18 protein-coding genes and 1 pseudogene are annotated in these 21,613 nt (G+C 61.9%); 13 read left to right on the top strand and 6 right to left on the bottom strand.

The window, feature by feature from the left end:
* Positions 1 to 102: 102 nt before the first annotated feature.
* Positions 103 to 1,191 carry a heat-inducible transcriptional repressor HrcA gene (gene hrcA / locus FHX05_RS09305; RefSeq protein WP_015338598.1) on the bottom strand — a complete coding sequence of 363 codons (1,089 nt, stop codon included), beginning with the start codon at positions 1,189 to 1,191 and terminating at the stop codon, positions 103 to 105.
* A 172-nt stretch (positions 1,192 to 1,363) separates the two neighbouring features.
* Here hrcA and rph point away from each other — a divergent pair, with 172 nt between their 5' ends.
* From rph to hemW, 4 genes are read left to right on the top strand one after another with little or no spacing between them, the layout of a single operon-like run.
* On the top strand, positions 1,364 to 2,080 hold the full coding sequence (gene rph, locus FHX05_RS09300; RefSeq protein WP_015338597.1) for a ribonuclease PH: 717 nt from the start codon (positions 1,364 to 1,366) through the stop codon (positions 2,078 to 2,080).
* An 11-nt stretch (positions 2,081 to 2,091) separates the two neighbouring features.
* Positions 2,092 to 2,508 (top strand): VOC family protein, encoded by a 417-nt coding sequence (locus tag FHX05_RS09295; RefSeq protein WP_112336698.1) that lies wholly within the window; start codon positions 2,092 to 2,094, stop codon positions 2,506 to 2,508.
* An 11-nt stretch (positions 2,509 to 2,519) separates the two neighbouring features.
* On the top strand, positions 2,520 to 3,164 hold the full coding sequence (gene rdgB, locus FHX05_RS09290; RefSeq protein WP_112409901.1) for an RdgB/HAM1 family non-canonical purine NTP pyrophosphatase: 645 nt from the start codon (positions 2,520 to 2,522) through the stop codon (positions 3,162 to 3,164).
* Between the two features lie 36 nt (positions 3,165 to 3,200).
* Positions 3,201 to 4,376, top strand: coding sequence for a radical SAM family heme chaperone HemW (gene hemW / locus FHX05_RS09285; RefSeq protein ID WP_183872407.1), 1,176 nt, complete (start codon positions 3,201 to 3,203; stop codon positions 4,374 to 4,376).
* 153 nt (positions 4,377 to 4,529) lie between these two features.
* Here the strand turns inward: hemW and FHX05_RS09280 are convergent, their stop codons facing one another.
* Positions 4,530 to 5,453, bottom strand: a complete 924-nt coding sequence (locus FHX05_RS09280; protein WP_183871378.1) for a DMT family transporter — start codon at positions 5,451 to 5,453, stop codon at positions 4,530 to 4,532.
* A 155-nt stretch (positions 5,454 to 5,608) separates the two neighbouring features.
* Between FHX05_RS09280 and gcvA the strand changes: the two genes are divergently transcribed.
* Positions 5,609 to 6,505, top strand: a complete 897-nt coding sequence (gcvA, locus tag FHX05_RS09275; RefSeq protein WP_183871377.1) for a transcriptional regulator GcvA — start codon at positions 5,609 to 5,611, stop codon at positions 6,503 to 6,505.
* An 85-nt stretch (positions 6,506 to 6,590) separates the two neighbouring features.
* On the opposite strand, the gene dnaA is transcribed toward gcvA, so the two are convergent.
* From dnaA to mutM, 4 genes are all read right to left on the bottom strand, one after another.
* Positions 6,591 to 8,141: a chromosomal replication initiator protein DnaA gene (gene dnaA / locus FHX05_RS09270; protein ID WP_183871376.1), complete on the bottom strand. Its 1,551-nt coding sequence runs from the start codon at positions 8,139 to 8,141 to the stop codon at positions 6,591 to 6,593.
* An 871-nt stretch (positions 8,142 to 9,012) separates the two neighbouring features.
* On the bottom strand, positions 9,013 to 9,288 hold the full coding sequence (gene rpsT / locus FHX05_RS09265) for a 30S ribosomal protein S20 (RefSeq protein ID WP_015338590.1): 276 nt from the start codon (positions 9,286 to 9,288) through the stop codon (positions 9,013 to 9,015).
* 193 nt (positions 9,289 to 9,481) lie between these two features.
* Positions 9,482 to 10,255, bottom strand: a complete 774-nt coding sequence (locus FHX05_RS09260) for an enoyl-CoA hydratase (RefSeq protein WP_112336703.1) — start codon at positions 10,253 to 10,255, stop codon at positions 9,482 to 9,484.
* 54 nt (positions 10,256 to 10,309) lie between these two features.
* Positions 10,310 to 11,200, bottom strand: a complete 891-nt coding sequence (mutM, locus tag FHX05_RS09255) for a bifunctional DNA-formamidopyrimidine glycosylase/DNA-(apurinic or apyrimidinic site) lyase (RefSeq protein ID WP_112609361.1) — start codon at positions 11,198 to 11,200, stop codon at positions 10,310 to 10,312.
* 142 nt (positions 11,201 to 11,342) lie between these two features.
* On the opposite strand from mutM, the gene ubiE reads away from it, so the two are divergent.
* From ubiE to FHX05_RS09215, 8 genes and pseudogenes are all read left to right on the top strand, one after another.
* A complete protein-coding gene (ubiE, locus tag FHX05_RS09250; protein WP_112336705.1) occupies positions 11,343 to 12,119 on the top strand; it encodes a bifunctional demethylmenaquinone methyltransferase/2-methoxy-6-polyprenyl-1,4-benzoquinol methylase UbiE in 777 nt (258 codons plus the stop codon).
* A gap of 62 nt (positions 12,120 to 12,181) precedes the next feature.
* Positions 12,182 to 13,756, top strand: coding sequence for a 2-polyprenylphenol 6-hydroxylase (gene ubiB / locus FHX05_RS09245; RefSeq protein ID WP_112609357.1), 1,575 nt, complete (start codon positions 12,182 to 12,184; stop codon positions 13,754 to 13,756).
* A gap of 209 nt (positions 13,757 to 13,965) precedes the next feature.
* Positions 13,966 to 15,549: an aromatic amino acid lyase gene (locus FHX05_RS09240; RefSeq protein WP_183871375.1), complete on the top strand. Its 1,584-nt coding sequence runs from the start codon at positions 13,966 to 13,968 to the stop codon at positions 15,547 to 15,549.
* Between the two features lie 26 nt (positions 15,550 to 15,575).
* Positions 15,576 to 16,958, top strand: coding sequence for an amidohydrolase family protein (locus tag FHX05_RS09235; RefSeq protein WP_112420097.1), 1,383 nt, complete (start codon positions 15,576 to 15,578; stop codon positions 16,956 to 16,958).
* Positions 16,958 to 18,279: pseudogene (locus tag FHX05_RS09230) on the top strand (Zn-dependent hydrolase). Before FHX05_RS09235 ends, FHX05_RS09230 begins: the two are co-directional and overlap by 1 nt.
* Positions 18,236 to 19,336 carry a DUF917 domain-containing protein gene (locus tag FHX05_RS09225; protein ID WP_183871373.1) on the top strand — a complete coding sequence of 367 codons (1,101 nt, stop codon included), beginning with the start codon at positions 18,236 to 18,238 and terminating at the stop codon, positions 19,334 to 19,336. Before FHX05_RS09230 ends, FHX05_RS09225 begins: the two are co-directional and overlap by 44 nt.
* 18 nt (positions 19,337 to 19,354) lie before the next feature.
* The gene (locus FHX05_RS09220; RefSeq protein ID WP_112336711.1) at positions 19,355 to 19,684 is read left to right on the top strand and encodes a TfoX/Sxy family protein; all 330 of its coding nucleotides are present in this window, start codon (positions 19,355 to 19,357) and stop codon (positions 19,682 to 19,684) included.
* A 198-nt stretch (positions 19,685 to 19,882) separates the two neighbouring features.
* Positions 19,883 to 21,544, top strand: a complete 1,662-nt coding sequence (locus tag FHX05_RS09215) for a urocanate hydratase (protein ID WP_183871372.1) — start codon at positions 19,883 to 19,885, stop codon at positions 21,542 to 21,544.
* Positions 21,545 to 21,613: the final 69 nt, after the last annotated feature.

The following is a 21,613-nucleotide window of genomic DNA, read 5'->3' as shown; positions in this document are numbered from 1 at the left end:
GTTTTCCACGGAATCCCTGAACCGCTCTATCTCTTTGTTGCCTCGCAATTCCGGACGGAAAACCGCTGCGCACTTTTCCTGGAATTGCTCTAGATCCTCTCCTCAGATTCCAGGTCGCGAAAGCCGCGAGATCAGCTGCGCGGTATAATCGACCATGGGCACGATGCGGGCGTAGTTCAGCCGCGTCGGGCCGATGACACCGACGGCGCCGACGATGCGGTCATCATCATCGCGATAGGGCGCAACGATCAGCGAAGAGCCCGACAGCGAGAAGAGCTTGTTTTCCGAGCCGATGAAGATGCGCACACCCGGTCCGCTTTCGGCGAGATTGAGGATCTCGATCAGGCTGTCCTTCTTCTCCAGATCGTCGAAAAGCAGGCGCAGACGATCCAGATCCTCCGCGCCGCCGATTTCGGCGAGTAGATTGGAATGACCTCGAACGATAAGCTGCGTCGGCTTGCCGTCGTCATCGCCGCCGGACCAGACGGCGATGCCGCGCTCGACCAGCTGATGGGAGAGGCTATCCAGCTCCTGGCGCACGCTTTCCTTGAGAGTTTGCAGCTGCCGCCGCAATTCCGGCATCGTCTGGCCGGTCATATGGGCGTTGAGGAAGTTGGCCGCTTCCGTCAGCTGCGACGATGTGGTGCCGGCCGGCAGCTCGATAATGCGGTTTTCCACCTGATCGTGCTCGCCGACGAGCACGGCGAGTGCCTTGGTCGGCTCCAGCCGGATGAATTCCACATGTTTGAGAACCGGATCGCTCTTGGAGGTGATGACGAGACCGGCGCCGCGCGAGATGCCCGACAGCACCCGGCTTGCCTCCGACATCATCGATTCCACCGGCTGGTCGCGATTGCTGCCGCGCACCTGCCGGTCGATATTGGCGCGGTCCTCGGCCGAGAGATCGCCGACCTGCATGAAAGCATCGACGAAGAAGCGCAGGCCCACCTGGGTCGGCAAGCGCCCGGCGCTCACATGCGGCGAATAGATGAGCCCCAGCTCTTCCAGATCGCTCATGACATTGCGCACAGAAGCCGGCGACAGCGACATGGGCAAGAGGCGCGAGAGATTGCGCGAGCCCAATGGCTCGCCGTTCTCAAGATAGCCTTCGACGATGCGACGGAAGATTTCCTTGGAGCGTTCGTCCAGTGCAGCAATGACATCCGAGACCGACGATGTCGTGAATACCATTTCGCTGTCAGATCCATTCCGTTGAGCCTTGGGCAAAATATAATCATTCAGTTAGCAATGGCAAAAGGTAAAAATGCCGCCATGGCTGCCGAGCGGCTTTGCAGCCTGCTTTTCCTTTGCAAAAGCGACCTGTGGGTCGTAGAAGCGGTCAACGAACTTTCAGGAGAGTGGAATGCGGCCTTCAGGCAGAAAAACCGACCAGATGCGCAAGGTGTCGTTCGAGCGCAATTTTTCCAAGCATGCGGAAGGCTCCTGCCTGGTGAAATTCGGCGATACGCATGTGCTCTGCACGGCAAGCCTGGAGGACAAGACGCCGCCATGGCTGCGCAACAGCGGCAAGGGCTGGGTCACGGCCGAATACGGCATGCTGCCGCGCGCAACCGGCGAGCGCATGAAGCGCGAAGCTGCCGCCGGCAAGCAGGGTGGCCGTACGCAGGAAATCCAGCGCCTCATCGGCCGATCGCTGCGCGCCGTCGTCGATCTCAAGGAACTCGGCGAGCGCCAGATCACCGTCGATTGCGACGTCATCCAGGCCGATGGCGGCACGCGCACGGCCTCGATCACCGGTGGCTGGATCGCGCTTTACGACTGCCTGAAGTGGATGGAAAGCCGCAACATGGTGAAGGTCGAGCGGGTGCTGAAGGATCACATCGCCGCCATCTCCTGCGGCATCTTCGCCGATCAGCCTGTCATCGATCTCGACTATCTTGAGGATTCCTCGGCCGAGACCGACGCCAATTTCGTCATGACGGGCAAGGGCGGCATCGTCGAGATCCAGGGAACGGCTGAGGGTGCCCCCTTCAGCGAAGAGGAATTCGCCACGCTGATGCATCTGGCCAAGAACGGCATTGCCGAACTGGTGGAGCTGCAGAAGCAGGCTATCGCCTGAGGATATTTTGAATGGCTGACCCGGCCCTCGGAGGCGTCCTTGAAACCGCGCTTTATGCGGACGATCTCGATGCAGCCGAGGCCTTTTATGGCGGCATACTCGGATTGCAAAAGATCTCGCGCGGCGGCAACCGTCACGTCTTCTATCGCTGCGGGCCGGGCGTGCTCCTGATCTTCAACAGCGAGGAAACGGTCAAGCCGCATGAGCCGGGTGCCTTGCCCGTGCCGCCGCACGGCACGAAGGGGCAGGGTCATGTCTGCTTCCGCGTCGATGGCAACGAGATCGGCGCCATGGCCGAGAGGCTGAAGGCAGCCGGTGTCGATATCGAAGCCGATTTTCACTGGCCGAATGGCGGCCGTTCGATCTATTTCCGCGATCCGGCCGGCAACAGCCTGGAATGCGCCGAACCCCGCATCTGGGGCCTATGACAGGACAGCACATGCGCAAGCTCGACACCAAGACCATCGTCGTCGCCAGCCACAATGCCGGCAAGATCCAGGAAATCCGCGATCTGATCGGCCCGCTCGGCTTTGCCGCCAAGTCCGCCGCCGATCTCAACTTCATCGAGCCGGACGAGACGGGCACGACTTTCGAGGAAAATGCGACGATCAAGGCGCTCGCCTCCGCCAACGCCTCCGGCTTGCCGGCACTCTCGGACGATTCCGGCCTTGTGATCGATGCGCTCGGCGGCGATCCCGGCGTCTACACCGCCAATTGGGCCGAAACGGCTGACGGCACGCGCGACTTCGCCATGGCCATGCGGAAGGTCGAGACCGCGCTGGAGAAGGCCGGCGCCACCACGCCGGAGAGCCGCACGGCACGCTTCGTCAGCGTGCTTTGCCTCGCCTGGCCGGACGGGCATACCGAGCTTTTCCGCGGCGAAGTCGAAGGCACGGTCGTCTGGCCACCACGCGGCAGCCAAGGCTTCGGCTACGATCCGGTCTTCCAGCCAAAGGGCTACGAGACCACATTCGGCGAAATGAGCGCCGAACAGAAGCATGGCTGGAAGCCCGGCGACGAGCAGGCGCTCTCGCATCGCGCCCGCGCCTTCAAGATCTTTGTCGAAACCTGCCTGGAGGCGTAAGCTAACCCCGTGGAAGTCGTTGATACCGAGGATCTGATGCGCGGGGCGCAATTGCTGCCCGATACCGGCGAACCCGGTTTCGGCGTCTATGTGCATTGGCCTTTCTGCGCAGCCAAATGTCCCTATTGCGATTTCAACAGCCATGTCCGCCATCAGCCTGTCGATCAGGAGCGTTTCGCCGCCGCCTTTCTGAAGGAAATGGCGACGATGCGGACGATCAGCGGCCCGAAGACCGTGACCAGCGTCTTTCTCGGCGGCGGCACACCGTCGCTGATGAAACCGGAAACGGTGGGCGCGATCCTCGATGGCATTGCCGGGACCTGGCATGTGCCTGACGGCATCGAGATCACCATGGAGGCCAATCCGTCGAGCGTCGAGGCAGAGCGCTTTCGAGGCTACCGCGCCGCCGGGGTCAATCGCGTATCGATGGGCGTGCAGGCACTCAACGACCGCGACCTGAAATTTCTCGGCCGGCTGCACAATGTCGAGGATGCGCTGAAGGCAATCAGACTGGCGCGCGAGATTTTTCCGCGCATGTCCTTCGACCTTATCTATGCGCGCCCGAACCAGACCGTCGAGGAATGGGAACGCGAGCTGAAAGAGGCGATCTCCTATGCGGTCGATCATCTCTCGCTCTATCAGCTGACGATCGAGGAAGGCACGCCGTTCTATGGCCTGCACAAGGCCGGCAAGCTGATCGTGCCCGATGGCGATCAATCGGCGCTGCTCTATGAGGCGACGCAGGAGATTACCGAGCGCGAGGGCATGCCGGCCTATGAGGTTTCCAATCACGCGCGTCCCGGCGCCGAAAGCCGGCACAATCTCACCTATTGGCGCTATGGCGACTATGCGGGGATCGGCCCCGGCGCCCATGGCCGCCTGACGCGTGGCCCGCAGAAGCTGGCGACGGCGACCGAACGCAAGCCGGAGAGCTGGCTCGAGATGGTCGAGCGCGACGGCCACGGCATGATTGACCAGGAAATGCTGAGTTTCGACGAACAGGCCGACGAATTGCTGCTGATGGGCCTGCGGCTGAGGGAGGGCGTCGACCTCGCCCGCTGGCAGCAGCTGTCCGGGCGCGATCCCGATCCGCAGCGCGAGGCGTTTTTACTGGAACACGGTTTCATAGAGCGGATCGGCAATTCCCGCCTGCGCTGCACGCCGGCTGGGATGCTGGTTCTCGACTCGGTCGTCGCCGATCTAGCCTGTTAACACCTCCCCTTGAGAGCAGGGGAATCGCATATGGGGCGGATGAGCACCGGAATCTCCTTCTCCCCTTGGGGAGAAGGGGGCGCGGCCGGCAGGTAGGAGTGACCCCGTGTGTACGATGACTCGGTTGTCGACGAGATCACCCCACCCCGGCACTTACGTGCCGACCCTCCACCTTGAGGAGAAGGTGAATAGCCTTCCATCGATTGCCGCCAGACCCACCGCGATCAGCGCCATGCCGATAAAATGCTTCGACTGCAGGCTCTCGCCGAGAACGAGCGCGCCGAGCAGGATGGCGCTGACGGGAATGAGGAAGGTGACCAGCATCAGATTGGTGGCGCCGGCCGTTGCCAGAATGCGGAAGAACAGCACATAGGCGATGGCGGTCGACAGGATTGCCAGGCCGGCGAGCGCCAGCCAGGTCTCGGTGGATGGCATAGCCAGCGTCCAGGGGCGATCGACGAAGAGCGCGATTGGCAGAAGCATTATCGCCGATCCAGTCACCTGGCCGGCGGCGGGAATGATCGGCGCCAGCCCCATGCGGCGGAAACGGCGGCCGAATATGCCGGCCAGCGAGTAGCTGAAGGCGGCACCCAGCACGGCAAGCTGCGCCAGCACGTTGGAGCCGAGGCTTGCAAGCACCGAAGGGCCGATCATCAGGGCGACGCCGGCAAAGCCGACGATGACGCCGATCAGGCGATTGCCGGTCATCTTCTCATCCTCGGTCAGGAAATGGGCGACGACCACGGCAAAGAGCGGTGTGGTGGCGTTGAGGATCGAGGCAAGCCCGCTGGCGATATGGGTCTGCCCCCATACGATCAGCAGGAAGGGAATGACATTATTGAGGAAGCCCATGCCGAAGAAGGCGAGCCAGGTCTGGCGGTCTTTCGGCATCGCATGGCCGGTGGCGCGCACGATGACATGCAAGGCGATGGCGGCGAGCGCGACGCGCGCGGTAACAATAGTGAAGGGCGGCAGTTCGCGCACCAGAATGCCGTTGAACAGGAAGGAGCCGCCCCACAGGATGGATAGCCCCACCAGCATGCTCCATTCGACCGCGCCCATGGATTTCTGTAGCATGAGACTATCTCCAGCATCAGCTGATTGAGTTTTGCTTATCAGTGGCCAATCGTGACATCATTGCCAGCCACCGCTATTGCTGTAATAATCTCGCTATATAGGGGCTCTGACAAGCGAGTCTTTTTCAAATCATGATTTAGCTGAGCTCAATCATCATGGATCAACTGCCATCCCTTTCGGCGCTGCGCGCCTTTGAAGCCTCCGCCCGGCATCTCAGTATGACACTGGCGGCAAATGAGCTGCATGTGACGCCGGGCGCCATCAGCCTGCAGATCCGCGACCTCGAAAGCACCCTCGGCGTGCGGCTTTTCGAGCGGAGAGCCCGGAGCCTGGCGCTGACGAGTGAAGGCGCCGAATATTTTGCGACGATGCGAACGGCATTCCGCCTCATCCGCGAGGCGACAGCGGCTCTTGCAATGCGCTCCAAGGATACGGTGCTGACCCTTACCTGCACAGCCGGCTTCGCCACGCACTGGCTGGTGCCGCGGCTGCGGCGCTTCGAGGAGGCCCATCCCGATATCGACCTGCGCATCAGCGCCTCCTATCGCATGATGGATTTCCAGCGGGATGGGATCGATCTTGCCATCCGCCACGGCCTCGGCGGCTACGAGGGATTGGCAAGCGAGCGATTTCTCGATGACGAATATGTTCCGGTCTGTACGCCGGAAATGGCGGCTGCACTCGGCCCCTCCCCTGCGGTTGACGATCTCGCCACCCTGACGTTGATCCATGATGTCTACCGGCGTGACTGGGAACTCTGGCTGAAGGCCGTCGGGGCAACACGGGTGGATGCCATGCATGGGCCGGTCTTTACCGACGGCATGGGCGCCTACCACGCCATGAAGGCTGGCCTTGGCATCGCCTTGATGCGCCGCTCCTTCGTGGAGCAGGAACTGGCTGACGGCACGCTTGTTGCGCCATTCCCGACGGGATTTGCAAGCGCGCTTGCCTATCACCTTGTCTATCAGCCCGGTGCGCTGGAAAGGCCGGCGATAGCGGCGCTGCGTGCCTGGCTATTTTCTGAGGTCTCACGCACGACGCCATCAGCATAGGCGTATTTCGCCCGCCTGATCGCCCAAAAGAAACGGCCGGCGATGAAGCCGGCCGTAGCTTGTGTGGTGAACGCCGATTCCCGGCCTATTCGTTGATGAGGCGCTTCAGCAGCTCAATCTCATGCGACAGCTTGCTATCGCCGGAAATCAGCTCCTCGATCTTGCGCACGGCATGCAGAACCGTGGTGTGATCGCGACCACCGAAGCGGCGGCCGATTTCCGGGAAGGAACGCGGCGTCAGCGTCTTCGACAGATACATAGCGATCTGGCGCGGCTTAACGATGACGCGCGTGCGGCGGTTCGAAACCAGCTCCTGGCGCGACACGTTGTAGTGACGTGCGACGATACGCTGAATGTCCTCGATGCGGACGCGGCGCGGCTCGCCGGAGCCGACCAGATGCGCCAGTAGTTCGTCGACACGCTCGACCGTCAGGTTCGGTTCGAAGGAGCGACGGAAGATAAGCTGGTTGAAGGCTCCTTCCAGTTCGCGGCCGCTGGCGGTCACGTTGCGCGCGACATGCGAGAGAAGCTCGGCCGGGATTTCCAGCGACGGATCGTCCTGGCGGGCAGCATCGAGACGGCGCTTGAGGATCTCAAGGCGCATTTCATAGTCCGGCGCCTCGACTTCGATCGCCACACCGCCCTGCAGGCGCGAACGCACGCGCGGGTCGAGCGATTCCAGCTCCCAGGGAGCGCGGTCGGCAGCGACAACAACCTGCTTGGCGCTGTCGAGCAGCATGTTCAACAGATGGCAGAACTCGTGCTGGATCATCTTGCCCTGCAGGAACTGCATGTCGTCGATGATGAGCAGATCGATATTGCGCAGCGAATCCTTCAACGTCAGTGCGTCATTGTCGCGGATCGCGGTTGCGAAGCGCCACATGAAATATTCCGCCGTCAGGTACACGACCCGCAGTCCGCGCGGGTTCTGAACTGCTGCATTGGCGATCGCCTGCAGCAGATGCGTCTTGCCGAGACCAACGGTCGCATGGACGAAGAGCGGATTGAAACGCACGGCGCCGGAGCCAGCTTCGGCGATGGTCTTCGCAGCGGCCAAGCTGACACGGTTCGAGCTGCCTTCGACGAATGTATCGAAGGTAAAGCGGGAATCGAGCGGAGAGCCGAACAGCGGCGAACCCGCCATTGCCGGCCGCGCAGCCGCAGCCGCACTCACGGCCTGGGCAACAACCTGACCGGCCGGCTGGGCGACGGCGCGACGGATCGGCGCAACAGCGGCCTGGTCCGGCACCGCCTGCTGCTCATCGGCTGATGGCTTCGCGCCCTGCCGGGTTGCGGTGCGCACCAGAATTTCGACCTTGAGGATCTCGGCATCCTCAGCCTGGAACAGGCTGGTGATGAGATCGAGATAGCGATTGTTGATCCAGGACTTCAGAAATGTTGTCGGGACCGTGAGGCGAACGACGCTCTTCGATACCGAATGAAGCTTAAGCCGCGCAAACCAGCTGGCATAGACATCGGGTCCGACCTGAGCCTTCAAGCGCGCGCTGACGCGCTCGAACAAATTATTTCGCGCCACGTCGCCCTTTTCCCCCGCCGCTTCTAAGCAAACCGCACCGAACGCCTGCGCATTGTCCCCATTTTCCAACGCACCCGTCGCTCTCGTATGTATCTGCATATAGTGCCGCCTTCCAAAGTCTCTTTATAGGGCGGGAGCACATCACTGCCGCCCCTGGTTCTTCGCCATGGCATGACGATCGCGCTCGTTGTCCAAGCTGCGCCGCATACCGGTTCATCAGCCACGCCCGGCCAGCAGGCTTTACAGGAACACTGTGGCGAAAACCGCTCTTTAAAGCAGCATTCGTCTCGGCGTCTGTAACCGGAGCATCAATCGGCCCTCGTATTCCGATTGACCGCTCCAATGGCTGTCAATTTTTCTCCCCTCCCCGCAGCCGCGCCAATAATTTGGGCCGCAAAGGACAGACAAGCTTCCTCGTTCCGCAAGCGTCGCCGCTTCCGGTTCTTACTCGTCAACTGTTTGAAAAAACGGAACTGAACCGCTCCGTCACAAGAGACAAAACCACCTCCACCGCCATACGTAACGGTGTTTGCCGAAGCCGTTTAAGGTGAAATCCGCGCCCCTTGTTGAAATCCATTTAGGCAGGATCGAGGGCAGATATCAACGATGAATTTTACACAAAATTAAGAGGCGGCCATTGACTCAGGAGGCCATTTTTGACTGTCACAAGCCCTTCAAAAAAGAATCGCTGTTGAATCAAAGAGATTCCTGTCGAGCGCGATTCCCACAGCTTTCAAAAGAAAAAAAATAAAATATCCCTTGACTCAGTTGTGAGCCGGCAATGCGTCATGCAGATCACCCAGCGCTGAGATATCCTGCCGTAAGCCATTGTTTTAAAATGTATATTTCTGTCACGTCACTGACATGATCGAGCAGTCAATTTTGGCAATACGGCATTTTTTTGGCTGAATCCAAAAAGCCCGGCGCGAGGGCCGGGCTTAATACTAACGATAGACTCGTTAACGAAAGATTATGCAGTCGGGGCCGAAAGGGCCTTCACACGCTTGGCAAGACGCGAAACCTTGCGGGAAGCGGTGTTGGCGTGAAGCACGCCCTTCTTTGCCGCGCGAGCCAGTTCCGGCTGAGCAGCAATGAAAGCTGTCTTTGCGCGATCCGCATCACCCGATGCGATGGCTTCTTCGACCTGGCGAACGAACGTGCGAACGCGCGAGCGACGAGCCTTGTTGACATCGGTGCGGCGGGCGATCTTACGGGTCGCTTTTTTCGCCGAGGTAGTATTGGCCATGTATGCCTCTCTTAGAATTCGAACAAAACTCCATCGTTGCGGCGTAGGCCCCATGGCCACTTCATCCAGCAATGCGGGAGCAATTGCGGAAAACCAGAGCGGCTTTCCAAACTGTGGCGGGCATATAACCGGAATGAGCCGCGGCGTCAACGCGGATTCTCGCCAAACCCGCGTAATTCCGGAATCTTGGTCCCTACCGGTTCTTGAAGGCTGGCTTGCGCTTCGCGACGAAGGCCGCCATGCCCTCCTTCTGATCCTCTGTGGCGAACAGGCTGTGGAACAGGCGGCGTTCGAAGCGTAGTCCCTCCTCGAGCGTGGTTTCGAAGGCACGGTTGACCGCCTCCTTGGCCATCATCACGGCGGGACCGGAATAAGAAGCGATCTTGGCGGCGGCGGCCAGCGCCTCGTCGAGCAGCTTGTCTGCCGGTACGACGCGCGCCACAAGGCCGGAACGCTCCGCCTCTGCCGCATCCATCATCCGGCCCGTCAATATCAGGTCCATCGCCTTGGCCTTGCCGACCGCACGCGTGAGACGCTGCGAGCCGCCCATGCCAGGGATGACGCCGAGCGTGATTTCCGGCTGGCCGAATTTGGCGGTTTCCGAGGCGATGATGAAATCGCACATCATCGCCACTTCGCAGCCACCGCCGAGCGCAAAGCCGCTGACCGCCGCGATGACAGGCTTGCGGGCATTGGCAATCTCGGCCCAGCCGCTGAAAAAGTCATTCTTATAAGCGTCGACGAAATCGAGCGATTGCATTTCCTTGATGTCGGCGCCGGCAGCAAAGGCCTTTTCCGAACCGGTGAGCACGATCGCACCGATGGCATCGTCAAGATGAAGAGCGGCATAGGCTTGCTTGAGCTCGGAAAGGACCGTTGAATTCAGCGCGTTCAGCGCCTGCGGCCGATTGATCCGGACGAGGCCGACAGCCCCATGAGTTTCGACAATGAGGGTTTCGTAAGCCACTTCTCTCTCCCTTTAAATCAGCTCTGGCCCTTTAAATCACCTTTGGCCCGTCAATCAGCCTTGGCAGGAGGCGCAGTAGAAAGAAGAGCGCCCCGCCTGGACGATGCGACTGACCGTACCGCCGCAGCCGGGCGTACTGCAAGGCTGGCTTTCACGATCATAGACGGAAAAGGAATGCTGGAAATAGCCGAGCGAACCGTCCGTCTGGATATGATCGCGCAGCGACGAGCCGCCTGCGGCTATCGCATCGGCAATGACCTCGCGGATCGCCTCGACCAGCGCCAGCAGCGCTTCGGTCGGTTTGCCGGTATCCATCACCAGCGTGCCGGCGGCGCGCAACGGCGACAGGTGGGAGCGCCACAGCGCCTCGCACACATATATATTGCCGAGACCGGCGATGTTCTTCTGGTCCAGCAGCGCGCTCTTCAGCGGCTGCGCCTTACCGCCAAAGCGCTTAGCCAGATAGTCCGCGCTCAGTTCATTGCCCGTGGGTTCCGGCCCGAGATCACGGAAGAAGGGATGGCTGGCCATCTCGGCCCGCCGGACGAGATCCATGAAACCGAAGCGGCGCGGGTCATTATAGATGACGCGCGCATCGCCGCTTGCACCCGCCAGATGGAAGAGGACGTGATCGTGCTTCTCGTCCTTGGAGCGGGGATGATGGAAGGTTCCCAGCGTCTCGGCCGCAGCACCTTCCTCCACCCGGAACGAGCCGGACATGCCGAGATGCGCGACGATCGTCTTGCCGTCGTCGAGATCGATCAGCAGGTATTTGGCCCGGCGCGACAGCGACGCGATGCCGCGGCCCGCAACGGCCTGCGCGAAATCGGCCGGGAAAGGAAAGCGCAAATCGTTGCGGCGCAGCTCCAACTCCTTCAGAACGGCACCCTCCATGGAAGGCGCAAGGCCCCGTCTGACGGTTTCGACCTCTGGTAATTCCGGCATGGCTATCCATCTTTATGTTTCAACCGCTTATGATCTGAGCTATAGCCCAAGGCATTGCGGCTGGTGATCTGGCTGATGAGATAGCGTGGCAAACGCGATTTCGCTATGGTCCGCCGCTTAATTGTGTAACGGAGTTGAGCCGATGGCAGACAGCCGCACCTCCGCCGATGGCGGCATGGAAACATCCTATGGCTTTCGCGAAGTAGCCGATGGCGAAAAGCAGGGCCTCGTCAACGAGGTGTTCCACAAGGTCGCCAAGCGCTATGACGTCATGAATGACGTCATGTCCATGGGCATGCATCGCGCCTGGAAAGACGCGATGATATCAGCGCTCAACCCGCGCAAGGAGCCTGGTTACAAGGTGCTCGACGTTGCCGGCGGCACGGGCGATATCGCCTTCCGCATCGTGGAAGCCTCGAACCGCCTGGCACATGCAACGGTGCTCGATATCAACGGCTCGATGCTGGCCGTCGGCGCCGAGCGGGCGGAGAAAAAGAAGCTTTCCGACAATCTCACTTTCGTCGAAGCGAATGCCGAGGAACTGCCTTTCGAGCCGAACTCCTTCGACGCCTATACGATCGCTTTCGGTATCCGCAACGTGCCGCACATCGATGTTGCATTGAAGGAGGCCTATCGCGTCCTGAAGCGCGGCGGCCGGCTGCTCGTGCTCGAATTCTCCGAAGTCGATCTGCCGCTGCTCGACCGTGTCTACGACGCCTGGTCCTTCAATGCCATTCCGAAGTTCGGCAAGGCGATCACCGGCGATGCCGAGCCCTATCAATATCTGGTGGAATCAATCCGCAAGTTCCCGAACCAGCAGGACTTCGCGACGATGATTCGCGAGGCCGGCTTCTCGCGCGTGAGCTTCACCAACTACACCGGCGGCATCGCCGCGCTGCACTCCGGCTGGAAGCTCTGAAGCATGATGTCGAGCCACATGACGCGGCCGAAGGTTTCCGCTCGTCAGGACTTTGAGGTGCTATGAGTGCTTTCAGCGCATATTTCGGCCTTGTTCGGGTCGGCTGGGTGCTCGTGCGCGAAGGCGTGGTCATGGCGCTGCCATCGGAAGGGCTGCCCCCCTCCATCAGCCTCGCCAAGTCCTTCGTCAGCATCTTCGCCCGCCGGAAGGCGAAGAGCCAGGCGCGCAGCGACCGGCTTGCCCAAGCGGTCGAGCGGCTCGGCCCTTCCTATGTGAAGATCGGCCAGTTCCTGGCGACGCGCCCCGATGTCGTCGGCGTGGATATGGCGAACGACTTATCGCAGCTTCAGGACCGCATGGCCTTCTTCCCGCATGAAACGGCGACGGCAGCCATCGAGTCTTCGCTCGGCCGGCGGATCGACGATCTCTACGCCAGCTTTGACGCGCCGATCGCCGCCGCGTCGATAGCGCAGGTGCATCCGGCCGAAATCGAGACGGCAGAGGGCCGCAAGCGCGTTGCCGTCAAGGTGGTCCGGCCAGGCGTTCGTCAGCGCTTTTCTAACGATATCAAGGCGATGTATCTGGTTTCACGGCTGCAGGAGCGGTTCATGCCCTCCAGCCGGCGTCTTCGCCCGGTGGAAGTGACCAAGACGCTCGAGCAGACCACCAAGGTCGAGATGGATCTGCGGCTGGAAGCGGCCGCGCTCTCCGAGATCGCCGAAAACACCGAAAAGGATCCGGGCTTCCGCGTTCCGAAAGTCGACTGGGAACGCACCGGCCGCGACGTCATCACCATGGAGTGGATCGACGGCGTGAAGATGTCCGACGTCGAGGGGCTGAAGGCGGCCGGCCACGATCTCAACGCGCTCGCCGATACGCTGATCCAGTCCTTCCTGCGCCATACGCTGCGCGACGGCTTCTTCCACGCCGACATGCACCCCGGCAACCTTTTCGTCGATGCAGCGGGCATGATCGTCGCTGTCGACATGGGGATCGTCGGGCGATTAGGGAAGAAGGAACGCCGTTTCCTGGCCGAAATCCTCTACGGTTTCATCACCCGCGACTATATCCGGGTGGCCGAAGTGCATTTCGAAGCCGGCTATGTACCTGCGCATCACAATACGGAGAGTTTTGCGCAGGCCATCCGCGCGATCGGCGAGCCGATCCATGGCCAGCCGGCCGAAACCATCTCCATGGGCAAGCTTCTGACCTTGCTCTTCGAAGTAACGGAACTCTTCGACATGGAAACGCGGCCCGAGCTGGTGATGCTGCAGAAGACCATGGTCGTGGTCGAGGGCGTATCGCGCATGCTCAATCCACGCTTCAATATGTGGAAGGCCTCGGAACCGGTCGTCGGCGACTGGATTCGCACCAATCTCGGCCCGAAGCGGATCATGACAGATTTGAAGGACGGTTTGAAAGCGGCCGTGAAGCTCGCCGAAGCCGCGCCCGAGATTGCGGCGAAGACCGAGAAATTCCACCACGAACTGCTGCATATGAGCGAAAACGGCCTGCGTTTCGATCCGCAGACCGCCGAAGCGATCGGCAAGGCCGAGGCCAAGCACAGCCGCTCCGGCCGACTCGCGTTGTGGGTGATCGCGCTGGCGCTTCTCTACATCGCCTGGCATCTGAGCTGATCGCCAAGCTTTCTGATGCTTCTTCCTCGCCTTGGCCCAAATAGCTCGGCCGGGGCGGGAAGCCATTTGCGCGCGCAAACATAGAGTTGCGCAACGTACGCACTCGCCTCAAAATCAGTCTGTCTGGCACGGATCAAGGTGTTCGCCATTTGGGATATCCCATTGACGATAAGGCTCGCATAGCCTTGCAAAAAAGGAGAACAGCAGAGATGGAGCGTCAGAGAGCCGGTATCGAGCTCAGCGGACAACCCCTTGGGTTCAGCGATCTGGTGCGGATCGGAGCGGGGACTGTCCTGCCGTCGGCGTCGGAGAGCGGCATGGCTCGCGTACGCTTGGCACGCGGCGTTCTCGAAAGCACCATTCAATCGGGGATGCCGGTTTACGGCTCTACGACCGGTGTCGGAGCCATGAAGGATGTCGAATGGTCTCCTGAAGATCTCGATGCCTTCAATCTCGGCCTCGTGCGCGCCCATCATTTCGGTACGGGCGCGCCCTTTTCCATGTCGGTCGTTCGCAATGCGATGGCGATCCGGGTAAATACCGCTTTGACCGGCAAGGTCGGTTGCTCGCAGGAGCTGATCGAAGCCTATCTGCAGCTGCTCAGCGCGGATGTCATTCCTGTCGTCAGGCGAACGGGCTCGATCGGCTGCGCGGATATCGGCCTGATGGGGCAGATTGGCGCTGTGCTGACCGGTGTTGGCGAGGCCGTCTATCGAGGGCGGCGCATGCAGGCTGCCGACGCTTTCAGCGCCGCCGGCATAGATCCTCTCAGGATGCTGCCGCGCGACAGCCTCGCCTCGCTCAGCGTCAATGCCGTCAGCTTCGCCGCCGCGGCGGAAACCACCCGCAATGCCGCCTCGTCGATTCGCGTACTGCTCGCGACCGGCATGATGGCCGCCGGCGCGCTCGGTGCTTCGCGCGATCCCTGGATTTCCGTGCGCCATGTCGGCACCGCCCGCGAGGCTCTGATCGGCGCCTGGCTCTGCAATGCCTCGGAAGAATGGCCCTGGCCGGTCGCGACCCATGTGCAGGACCCGCTGAGCCTGCGCATGATTGCCCAGGTCTTCGGCGCAGTCATCGAAAACCTTTTGACGGCAGGCCACAAGATTCTCGCCGCCACGGGCCGCTCGGACGATAATCCCGTCATCGTCGACGGCCGCGTCATGACCTCGGGCGGCTCCCTTCCGCTCGATGTCACCATTCTGCTTGAAGCCGCCGTCATCTGCATGGCGCATGCCGCCCGCAACGCATTCAACCGCTGCGTGCTGCTCGGCAACGGCCAGCGGCGCGGCTTGCCGGTCAATCTCGTGCCGGAAGGGAAGATCGCGACCGGCTTCGGCCCCATCATCAAGCTCGCCGGCGAGATCTTCTCACGTGTTCTGTCCATGTCTAATCCGGTCTCGGCCCAGTCGCTCGTCGTGGCGGCTGGGATGGAAGACGAGGCCGCCTTCCTGCCGCTGGTCATCGAACGTTTTGAACGGCAGATGCGCGCGCTGAAGCGCCTGGCGGCCCTGGAAGCCCTGCTCTCGGCCCAGGCGATGGACATTCTCGGCGACAAGCCGGAAGGCGTGGCACGCATGCTCTACGAGGTCGTGCGCAAGCATGCGGATTTCTATGTGATCGACCGGCCGCTTTCGGCCGAGGTCGAGGCGATCGAGGAGGAACTGGCCTCCGAGGCCTTCGTCTCTGAACTGATCGCGCATAAGCCGATCATCGCCTATGATGACTTCTTCGCACTTGGCTCGCTGGAGCGGGTCGAAGAGCGGCTTTATCGCGACACGATTGCCATCTGAAGCAACGACGAGCGGAGGGAACGCACATGGCCGATTTCGATCTTGTTCTGCAGGGCACCGTGGTTCTGCCCGAGCGTATCGTGGAAGCCGGCTATGTCGCCGTGCGCGACGGCAAAATCGCCGAGGTCGGCATTGGCGTGCCGCCGGCAGCGCGTGAGCGGCACCTGCTCGGCAAGGCGCTGATCCTGCCTGGCGCGATCGATGCGCAGGTCCATTCCCTTTCCCAGAAGGACCAGGAGGATTTCATCTGGTCGACGCGCTCTGCAGCGGCCGGCGGCGTCACCACCATCGTCGACATGCCCTATGACGAAGGCAATCTCGTCTGCTCGGCAGCGGCAGTGAAGAAGAAGATCGACCACGCCGCGCCGCAATCGCGCGTCGATTTCGCCCTTTACGGCACGGTCGATCCGGAAGAAGGCCCCGCGCGCATCGCCGAAATGGTTGAGGCTGGCGTTGCCGCCTTCAAATTCTCCACCTTCGGGACCGATCCGAAGCGTTTTCCGCGCATTCCGCCTGCCCTGCTCGATGCCTGCTTTGCCGCGATCGCCCCAACGGGCCTGACCGCCGGCGTCCACAACGAGGACGACGAAGCGGTGCGCACCTACATGGAGCAGGTCAAGGCAAGCGGCGTCACCGACTATCGCGCCCACGGCCTGTCGCGCCCGCCGATCACCGAGCTGCTTGCCATGCACACGATCTTCGAGACCGGCGCGGATACCGGTTGCCCGGCGCATGTCGTGCATTGCTCGCTCGGCCGCGGCTACGACATCGCCCGCGCCTATCGCCGCGACGGCTTTGAAGCGACGGTCGAGTGCTGCATCCATTACCTGACGCTCGACGAGGAAAACGATGTGCGGCGCCTCGGCGGCAAGGCGAAAATTAATCCGCCGATCCGCCCGCGTGCCGAAGTGGAAACCTTGTGGCGCAAGGTGGCGGAAGGCAATGTCTGGCTCGTCTCGACCGACCATGTCAGCTGGTCGGAAAACCGCAAGACAAATCCGGACATGCTGGCGAATGCGTCCGGCGTGCCGGGACTGGAAGTCATGGTGCCGCTCTTCGTCAAGGGTGCTCTGGAACGCGGCGTGCCGCTCACCTGGGCTGCGAAACTGATGGCGGAGAACCCGGCTAAGCATTTCCGTCTCGACCACATCAAGGGCGCGCTGACGCCGGGCAAGGACGCAGATATCGTCGTACTGGAACCGCGCGAAATGGTTTACGACGCGGCGGCAAGCGGCAACAACGTCGTCGGCTGGAGCCCCTATAACGGCATTCGCCTACCCTGGACTGTGTCCGCCGCCTACCTTAGAGGCAAGCAGATCACCGAGGGGCAGAAGGTGCTGGCCGAACCCGGCTCCGGCAGCTTCGTCCGTCCCTTGCCTCGCCAAATTCTTGCCGGAGATGCAGCCTGATGACCGAAACCAAGCGCCACAACCTGCCCGTAAACGCTGATCGTATCGCTGAGGATATCGATGCTCTGGCGAGGATCACCGATCCGGGCCATCCCTGGACGCGCCGCGCCTTCTCCCCGCTCTTCCTGGAAGGGCGTGCCTATATCGAGGCGCGGATGAAAGCGGCAGGACTTGAGACGCGGATCGACGCCGCCGGCAATCTGATCGGCCGGCGCGCTGGTGCCAAACCCGGCCTCGGCACAATCCTTGTCGGCTCACATTCCGACACCGTTCCCGATGGCGGCCGCTTCGACGGCATCGCCGGCACGATTGCCGCGCTTGAAGTGGCGCGCTCCTTGAAGGATCGCGGCATCGAGCTGGACCATGATCTGGAGATTGTCGATTTCCTCGCAGAGGAGGTCAGCATCTTCGGTGTTTCCTGTATCGGCAGCCGCGGCATGACCGGGCAGATCCCAGAGGCGTGGCTCTCCCGCGTGAGCGGCGACCGCACGTTGTCGCAGGGCATTGCCGAAGTCGGCGGCGATCCTTCGGTGCTGCTCTCCCAGAAGCGTCCGGATCTTGCCGGATTCCTGGAGCTGCATATCGAACAGGGTCCGGTGCTGGAAGCCGAGAACAAGGATATCGGCATCGTCACCGCGATCGCCGGCATCACCCGCATCGAAATCACCGTCGAAGGCCGCGCCGACCACGCCGGCACGACGCCGATGGATCGCCGCGCCGACGCGCTGGTGGCCGCTTCGCAGCTCGTACTCGACATCAGGAGCCGCGCGGCTGAACAGGCAAAGACGCCGGGCCATTTCGCCGCGACCGTGGGCGAATTCCGCATCGAGCCGAATGCCGCCAATGTCGTGCCGTCCAAGGTCGTGCTGTTAATTGACGGACGCGCCGAAATCCGCAGCGACATGGAGGATTTCCTGGCCTGGATCGACGGTGAGGTGAAGACCATCGCCGCCGATTATGGTGTCACGATCAACCCGCCGGCGCGCGTCTCCGACAACATGCCGACGCCGGGCGCTCCCGTACTGCTCGAAACGCTGGAGCGCGCCTGCGAGACTGTCGGCGCCAAGCATCGCCGCATGGCCTCAGGCGCCGGCCACGACACGGCCTGGATCGCCAAGGTTGCGCCTGCTGCGATGATCTTCGTGCCCTGCAAGGAAGGCCGCAGCCATTGCGCCGAGGAATGGGCCGAGAATGACGACATCGCCATGGGTGCTGCCGTGCTCTTCGAAGCGGTGCGCGACATGGACAAGAACCTCAAACAGAACCGGGAGTAGCCGATGGGACGCGTACTCGTTGCAAAGGATGTGGAAGCGGCCGTTAAGGGTGGCTCCGTTTATGCCGCGGGCGGTGGCGGCTGGGCCGATCATGGCCGCATGCTCGGCTATGCGGCCGTCAATGTCGGCAAGCCGGAGTTGGTGTCGATCGAGGAATTGAACGACAATGACTGGATCGCCACGGCGGCGGCCATCGGCGCACCGGCCTCCACGACCCCCTGGGAAATGCAGGGCATCGACTACGTGAAAGCCGTGCAGCTCCTGCAGGACGAGCTTGGAGAGAAGCTTTCCGGCCTGATCATCGGCCAGAACGGGCGGTCCTCGACGCTGAACGGCTGGCTGCCGTCGGCGATCCTCGGAACGAAGGTGGTAGACGCGGTGGGCGACATCCGCGCCCATCCGACGGGCGACATGGGCTCGATCGGCATGGCGGGTTCGCCCGAGCAGATGATCCAGACCGCCGTCGGCGGCAACCGCGCCGAGAACCGCTATATCGAGCTCGTCGTGAAGGGTGCGACGGCGAAGATTTCGCCGATCCTGCGCGCCGCATCCGACCAGTCCGGCGGCTTCATCGCGTCCTGCCGCAACCCCTTGCGCGCCTCTTACGTCCGCACGCATGCGGCGCTCGGCGGCATCTCCATGGCGCTTTCGCTCGGCGAAGCGATCATCGAGGCGGAAAAGAAGGGCGGCAGCGCCGTCATAGACGCCATCTGCAAGACGACCGGCGGCCATATCCTGGCGGAAGGTACGATCACCAAGAAAGACGTCGTCTACACGAAGGAAGCCTTCGATATCGGCACCATCACGGTCGGCTCCGGCGAGAAGGCTGTCATCATGCATGTGATGAACGAATACATGGCGGTCGAAGATGCCGGCGGCAAACGGCTCGCGACCTTCCCCTCCGTCATCACCACGCTGTCGCCGGAAGGCGAGCCCTTGAGCGTCGGCCAGCTGCACGAGGGCATGAACGTCTTCATCCTGCATGTGCCGATGGATATCATTCCGCTCTCTGCCAGTGTGCTCGACCCCACGGTCTATCCCTCCGTCGAGAAGGCCATGGGCATCGAGATCGCCAAATACGCCCTGGCCGGCAAGAAAGGCTGAAAAGCACAGGAGGCTTGAATGGCCCGTGATGCCGGTCTCGAGGAATTGCTGAGAGAGGAGCTCGGGCAACGCCCCGGGCTCAGCGAGAAGGCAATGTTCGGCGGCTGGGCCTTTTTGCTCAATGGCCATCTGCTGTGCGGCGCGCGCGAAGACGGGATGCTGATCCGCCTTGGCAAAGGCAACGATGCCTGGGCACTCGAGCAGCCTGATGTCAAACCCATGCTGTCGCGCGGTCGGGAAATGCAGGGATGGGTGCGCGCCGGGCCGGAGGCCTATGGCAACGACATGCTGCGCAAGCGGCTGCTCCTGGCCGCGCTGAATTTTGTCGAGGGCTTGCCGCCGAAATGAATGAGTATTGAAGAGCACTCCTCTTCTCCCCAGCGGGGAGAAGATGTCCGCAGGACAGATGAGGGGGTGAGCGACGAAGGAGCGAACGTCTGAGCGGTAAGCAAAGACGGTATCTGCCGAGCCGCCCCCTCATCCGACCCTTCGGGCCACCTTCTCCCCGAGGGGGAGAAGGGGAGGCATCAAACAAGAGGGAAATCCATGCCGAAAGCCAATCCACGTCACCCGAAATTCCCAATCCCGGGCGGGCCGGAGCTGCGTGCCAAAGGCTGGCGGCAGGAGGCTCTGCTACGCCTGCTCGAAAACGTGCTCTCGGTCGGCGAAGATCCGGACAATCTCGTCGTCTACGCAGCCCTCGGCAAGGCTGCCCGCAACTGGGCAGCGCACAAGGGCATCGTGAAGGCGCTCACCGAAATGGATGAGAACCAGACCCTGCTCATCCAGTCGGGCAAACCGATCGGCCTCATCCGCACGCATGACAAGGCACCGCTTGTCATCATGGCGAATTGCAACATCGTCGGGCAATGGGCGAAGGCGGAGGTCTTCTACGAACTGCAGCGCAAGGGCCTGATCTGTTGGGGCGGACTGACGGCCGGCGCCTGGCAGTATATCGGCAGCCAGGGCGTGATCCAGGGTACCTACGAGATCTTCATGCGCATCGCGGAGCGCCGCTTCGGCGGCGATCTCTTCGGCCGCTTCGTGCTGACGGCCGGTCTCGGTGGCATGGGCGGCGCACAGCCGCTTGCCGGCCGCATGGCGGGCGCTGCCATCCTCTGCGTCGATATCGATGCGGAGCGCGCCAGGAAGCGCCAGGACATCGGCTATCTGCAGGAAATCGCACCCGATCTCGATTCCGCGCTGGCGATGATCGATGCGGCGGTCAAGGAAAAACGGGCGCTGTCGGTCGGCCTCGTCGGGAACGCGGCCGAAATCTATCCGGAAATCGCACGTCGCGGCATCGTGCCTGATATCGTCACCGACCAGACCTCGGCGCACGATCTCGTCTATGGCTACGTGCCGAAGGGCATGAGCCTCGCCCAAGTCAAAGACCTGCGCGATGACGGCCAGGGCCAGCTCATGGCAGCAAGCCGCGCCTCGATCGTCGAGCACGTGAAGGCCATGCTGGACTTCCAGAAGAAGGGCTCCGAGGTCTTCGACAACGGCAACCTCATTCGTACCCAGGCGAAGGAAGGCGGCGTGGCGAATGCCTTTGATATCCCGATCTTTACCGAAGCTTATCTCAGGCCACTCTTCTGCCGCGCTATCGGCCCGTTCCGCTGGATGGCGCTATCAGGCGAGGAAAGCGATATCGCCCGCATCGACGATCTGCTGCTGGAAATGTTCCCGGACAACAAGATCATCACCAACTGGATCAAGCTTGCCCGCCAGCACGTGCCCTTCGAAGGTCTGCCGGCCCGCATCGCGTGGCTCGGCCATGGCGAGCGCACGGCGCTGGCCCGCCGCGTCAACGATCTCGTTGCAAGCGGCGAGCTGAAGGGGCCGATCGCTTTCTCGCGCGACCATCTCGATGCCGGCGCCATGGCGCATCCGAACATCATGACCGAAGGCATGAAGGACGGCTCCGACGCCATCGCCGACTGGCCGCTGATCGACGCCATGATGCTCTGCTCGTCCATGGCCGATCTCGTCGTCGTCCATTCCGGCGGCGGCGGCTATGCCGGCTATATGACCAGCTGCGGCGTCACCGTGGTTGCCGACGGCACGGATGCCGCCGACGAGCGGCTCGACCATGCTCTGACCAACGATACAGCGCTTGGCGTCATGCGCTATGCGGATGCGGGCTATGAGGAAGCGCTGGACGAAGTTGCGAAAAAGGATGTGCCCTATATCCGTTTGGGATAAGCGCGTCTGTTCTTAGCGAGATTGAAGGACTATGGTCCCGGGCAACTTGAGATGAATTGAGAATTGCCC

This window comes from Rhizobium sp. BK491 (assembly GCF_014194925.1).
GTDB lineage: Bacteria > Pseudomonadota > Alphaproteobacteria > Rhizobiales > Rhizobiaceae > Rhizobium.
The sequence above is the reverse complement of the archived record's forward strand: the minus strand, read 5'-3'. Positions and strand labels throughout refer to the sequence as shown.

Excerpts from the sequence above, each read along its gene's own strand:
- ubiB (WP_112609357.1), top strand. The coding sequence starts at position 12,182 with ATGAGTGCTTTCAGCGCATATTTCGGCCTTGTTCGGGTCGGCTGGGTG.
- FHX05_RS09225 (WP_183871373.1), top strand. The coding sequence starts at position 18,236 with ATGGGACGCGTACTCGTTGCAAAGGATGTGGAAGCGGCCGTTAAGGGT.
- gcvA (WP_183871377.1), top strand. The coding sequence starts at position 5,609 with ATGGATCAACTGCCATCCCTTTCGGCGCTGCGCGCCTTTGAAGCCTCC.
- FHX05_RS09280 (WP_183871378.1), bottom strand. The coding sequence starts at position 5,453 with ATGCTACAGAAATCCATGGGCGCGGTCGAATGGAGCATGCTGGTGGGG.
- hrcA (WP_015338598.1), bottom strand. The coding sequence starts at position 1,191 with ATGGTATTCACGACATCGTCGGTCTCGGATGTCATTGCTGCACTGGAC.
- mutM (WP_112609361.1), bottom strand. The coding sequence starts at position 11,200 with ATGCCGGAATTACCAGAGGTCGAAACCGTCAGACGGGGCCTTGCGCCT.
- FHX05_RS09220 (WP_112336711.1), top strand. The coding sequence starts at position 19,355 with ATGGCCCGTGATGCCGGTCTCGAGGAATTGCTGAGAGAGGAGCTCGGG.
- FHX05_RS09240 (WP_183871375.1), top strand. The coding sequence starts at position 13,966 with ATGGAGCGTCAGAGAGCCGGTATCGAGCTCAGCGGACAACCCCTTGGG.
- ubiE (WP_112336705.1), top strand. The coding sequence starts at position 11,343 with ATGGCAGACAGCCGCACCTCCGCCGATGGCGGCATGGAAACATCCTAT.
- rpsT (WP_015338590.1), bottom strand. The coding sequence starts at position 9,288 with ATGGCCAATACTACCTCGGCGAAAAAAGCGACCCGTAAGATCGCCCGC.
- FHX05_RS09295 (WP_112336698.1), top strand. The coding sequence starts at position 2,092 with ATGGCTGACCCGGCCCTCGGAGGCGTCCTTGAAACCGCGCTTTATGCG.
- FHX05_RS09215 (WP_183871372.1), top strand. The coding sequence starts at position 19,883 with ATGCCGAAAGCCAATCCACGTCACCCGAAATTCCCAATCCCGGGCGGG.
- rdgB (WP_112409901.1), top strand. The coding sequence starts at position 2,520 with ATGCGCAAGCTCGACACCAAGACCATCGTCGTCGCCAGCCACAATGCC.
- FHX05_RS09235 (WP_112420097.1), top strand. The coding sequence starts at position 15,576 with ATGGCCGATTTCGATCTTGTTCTGCAGGGCACCGTGGTTCTGCCCGAG.
- dnaA (WP_183871376.1), bottom strand. The coding sequence starts at position 8,141 with ATGCAGATACATACGAGAGCGACGGGTGCGTTGGAAAATGGGGACAAT.
- hemW (WP_183872407.1), top strand. The coding sequence starts at position 3,201 with ATGCGCGGGGCGCAATTGCTGCCCGATACCGGCGAACCCGGTTTCGGC.
- rph (WP_015338597.1), top strand. The coding sequence starts at position 1,364 with ATGCGGCCTTCAGGCAGAAAAACCGACCAGATGCGCAAGGTGTCGTTC.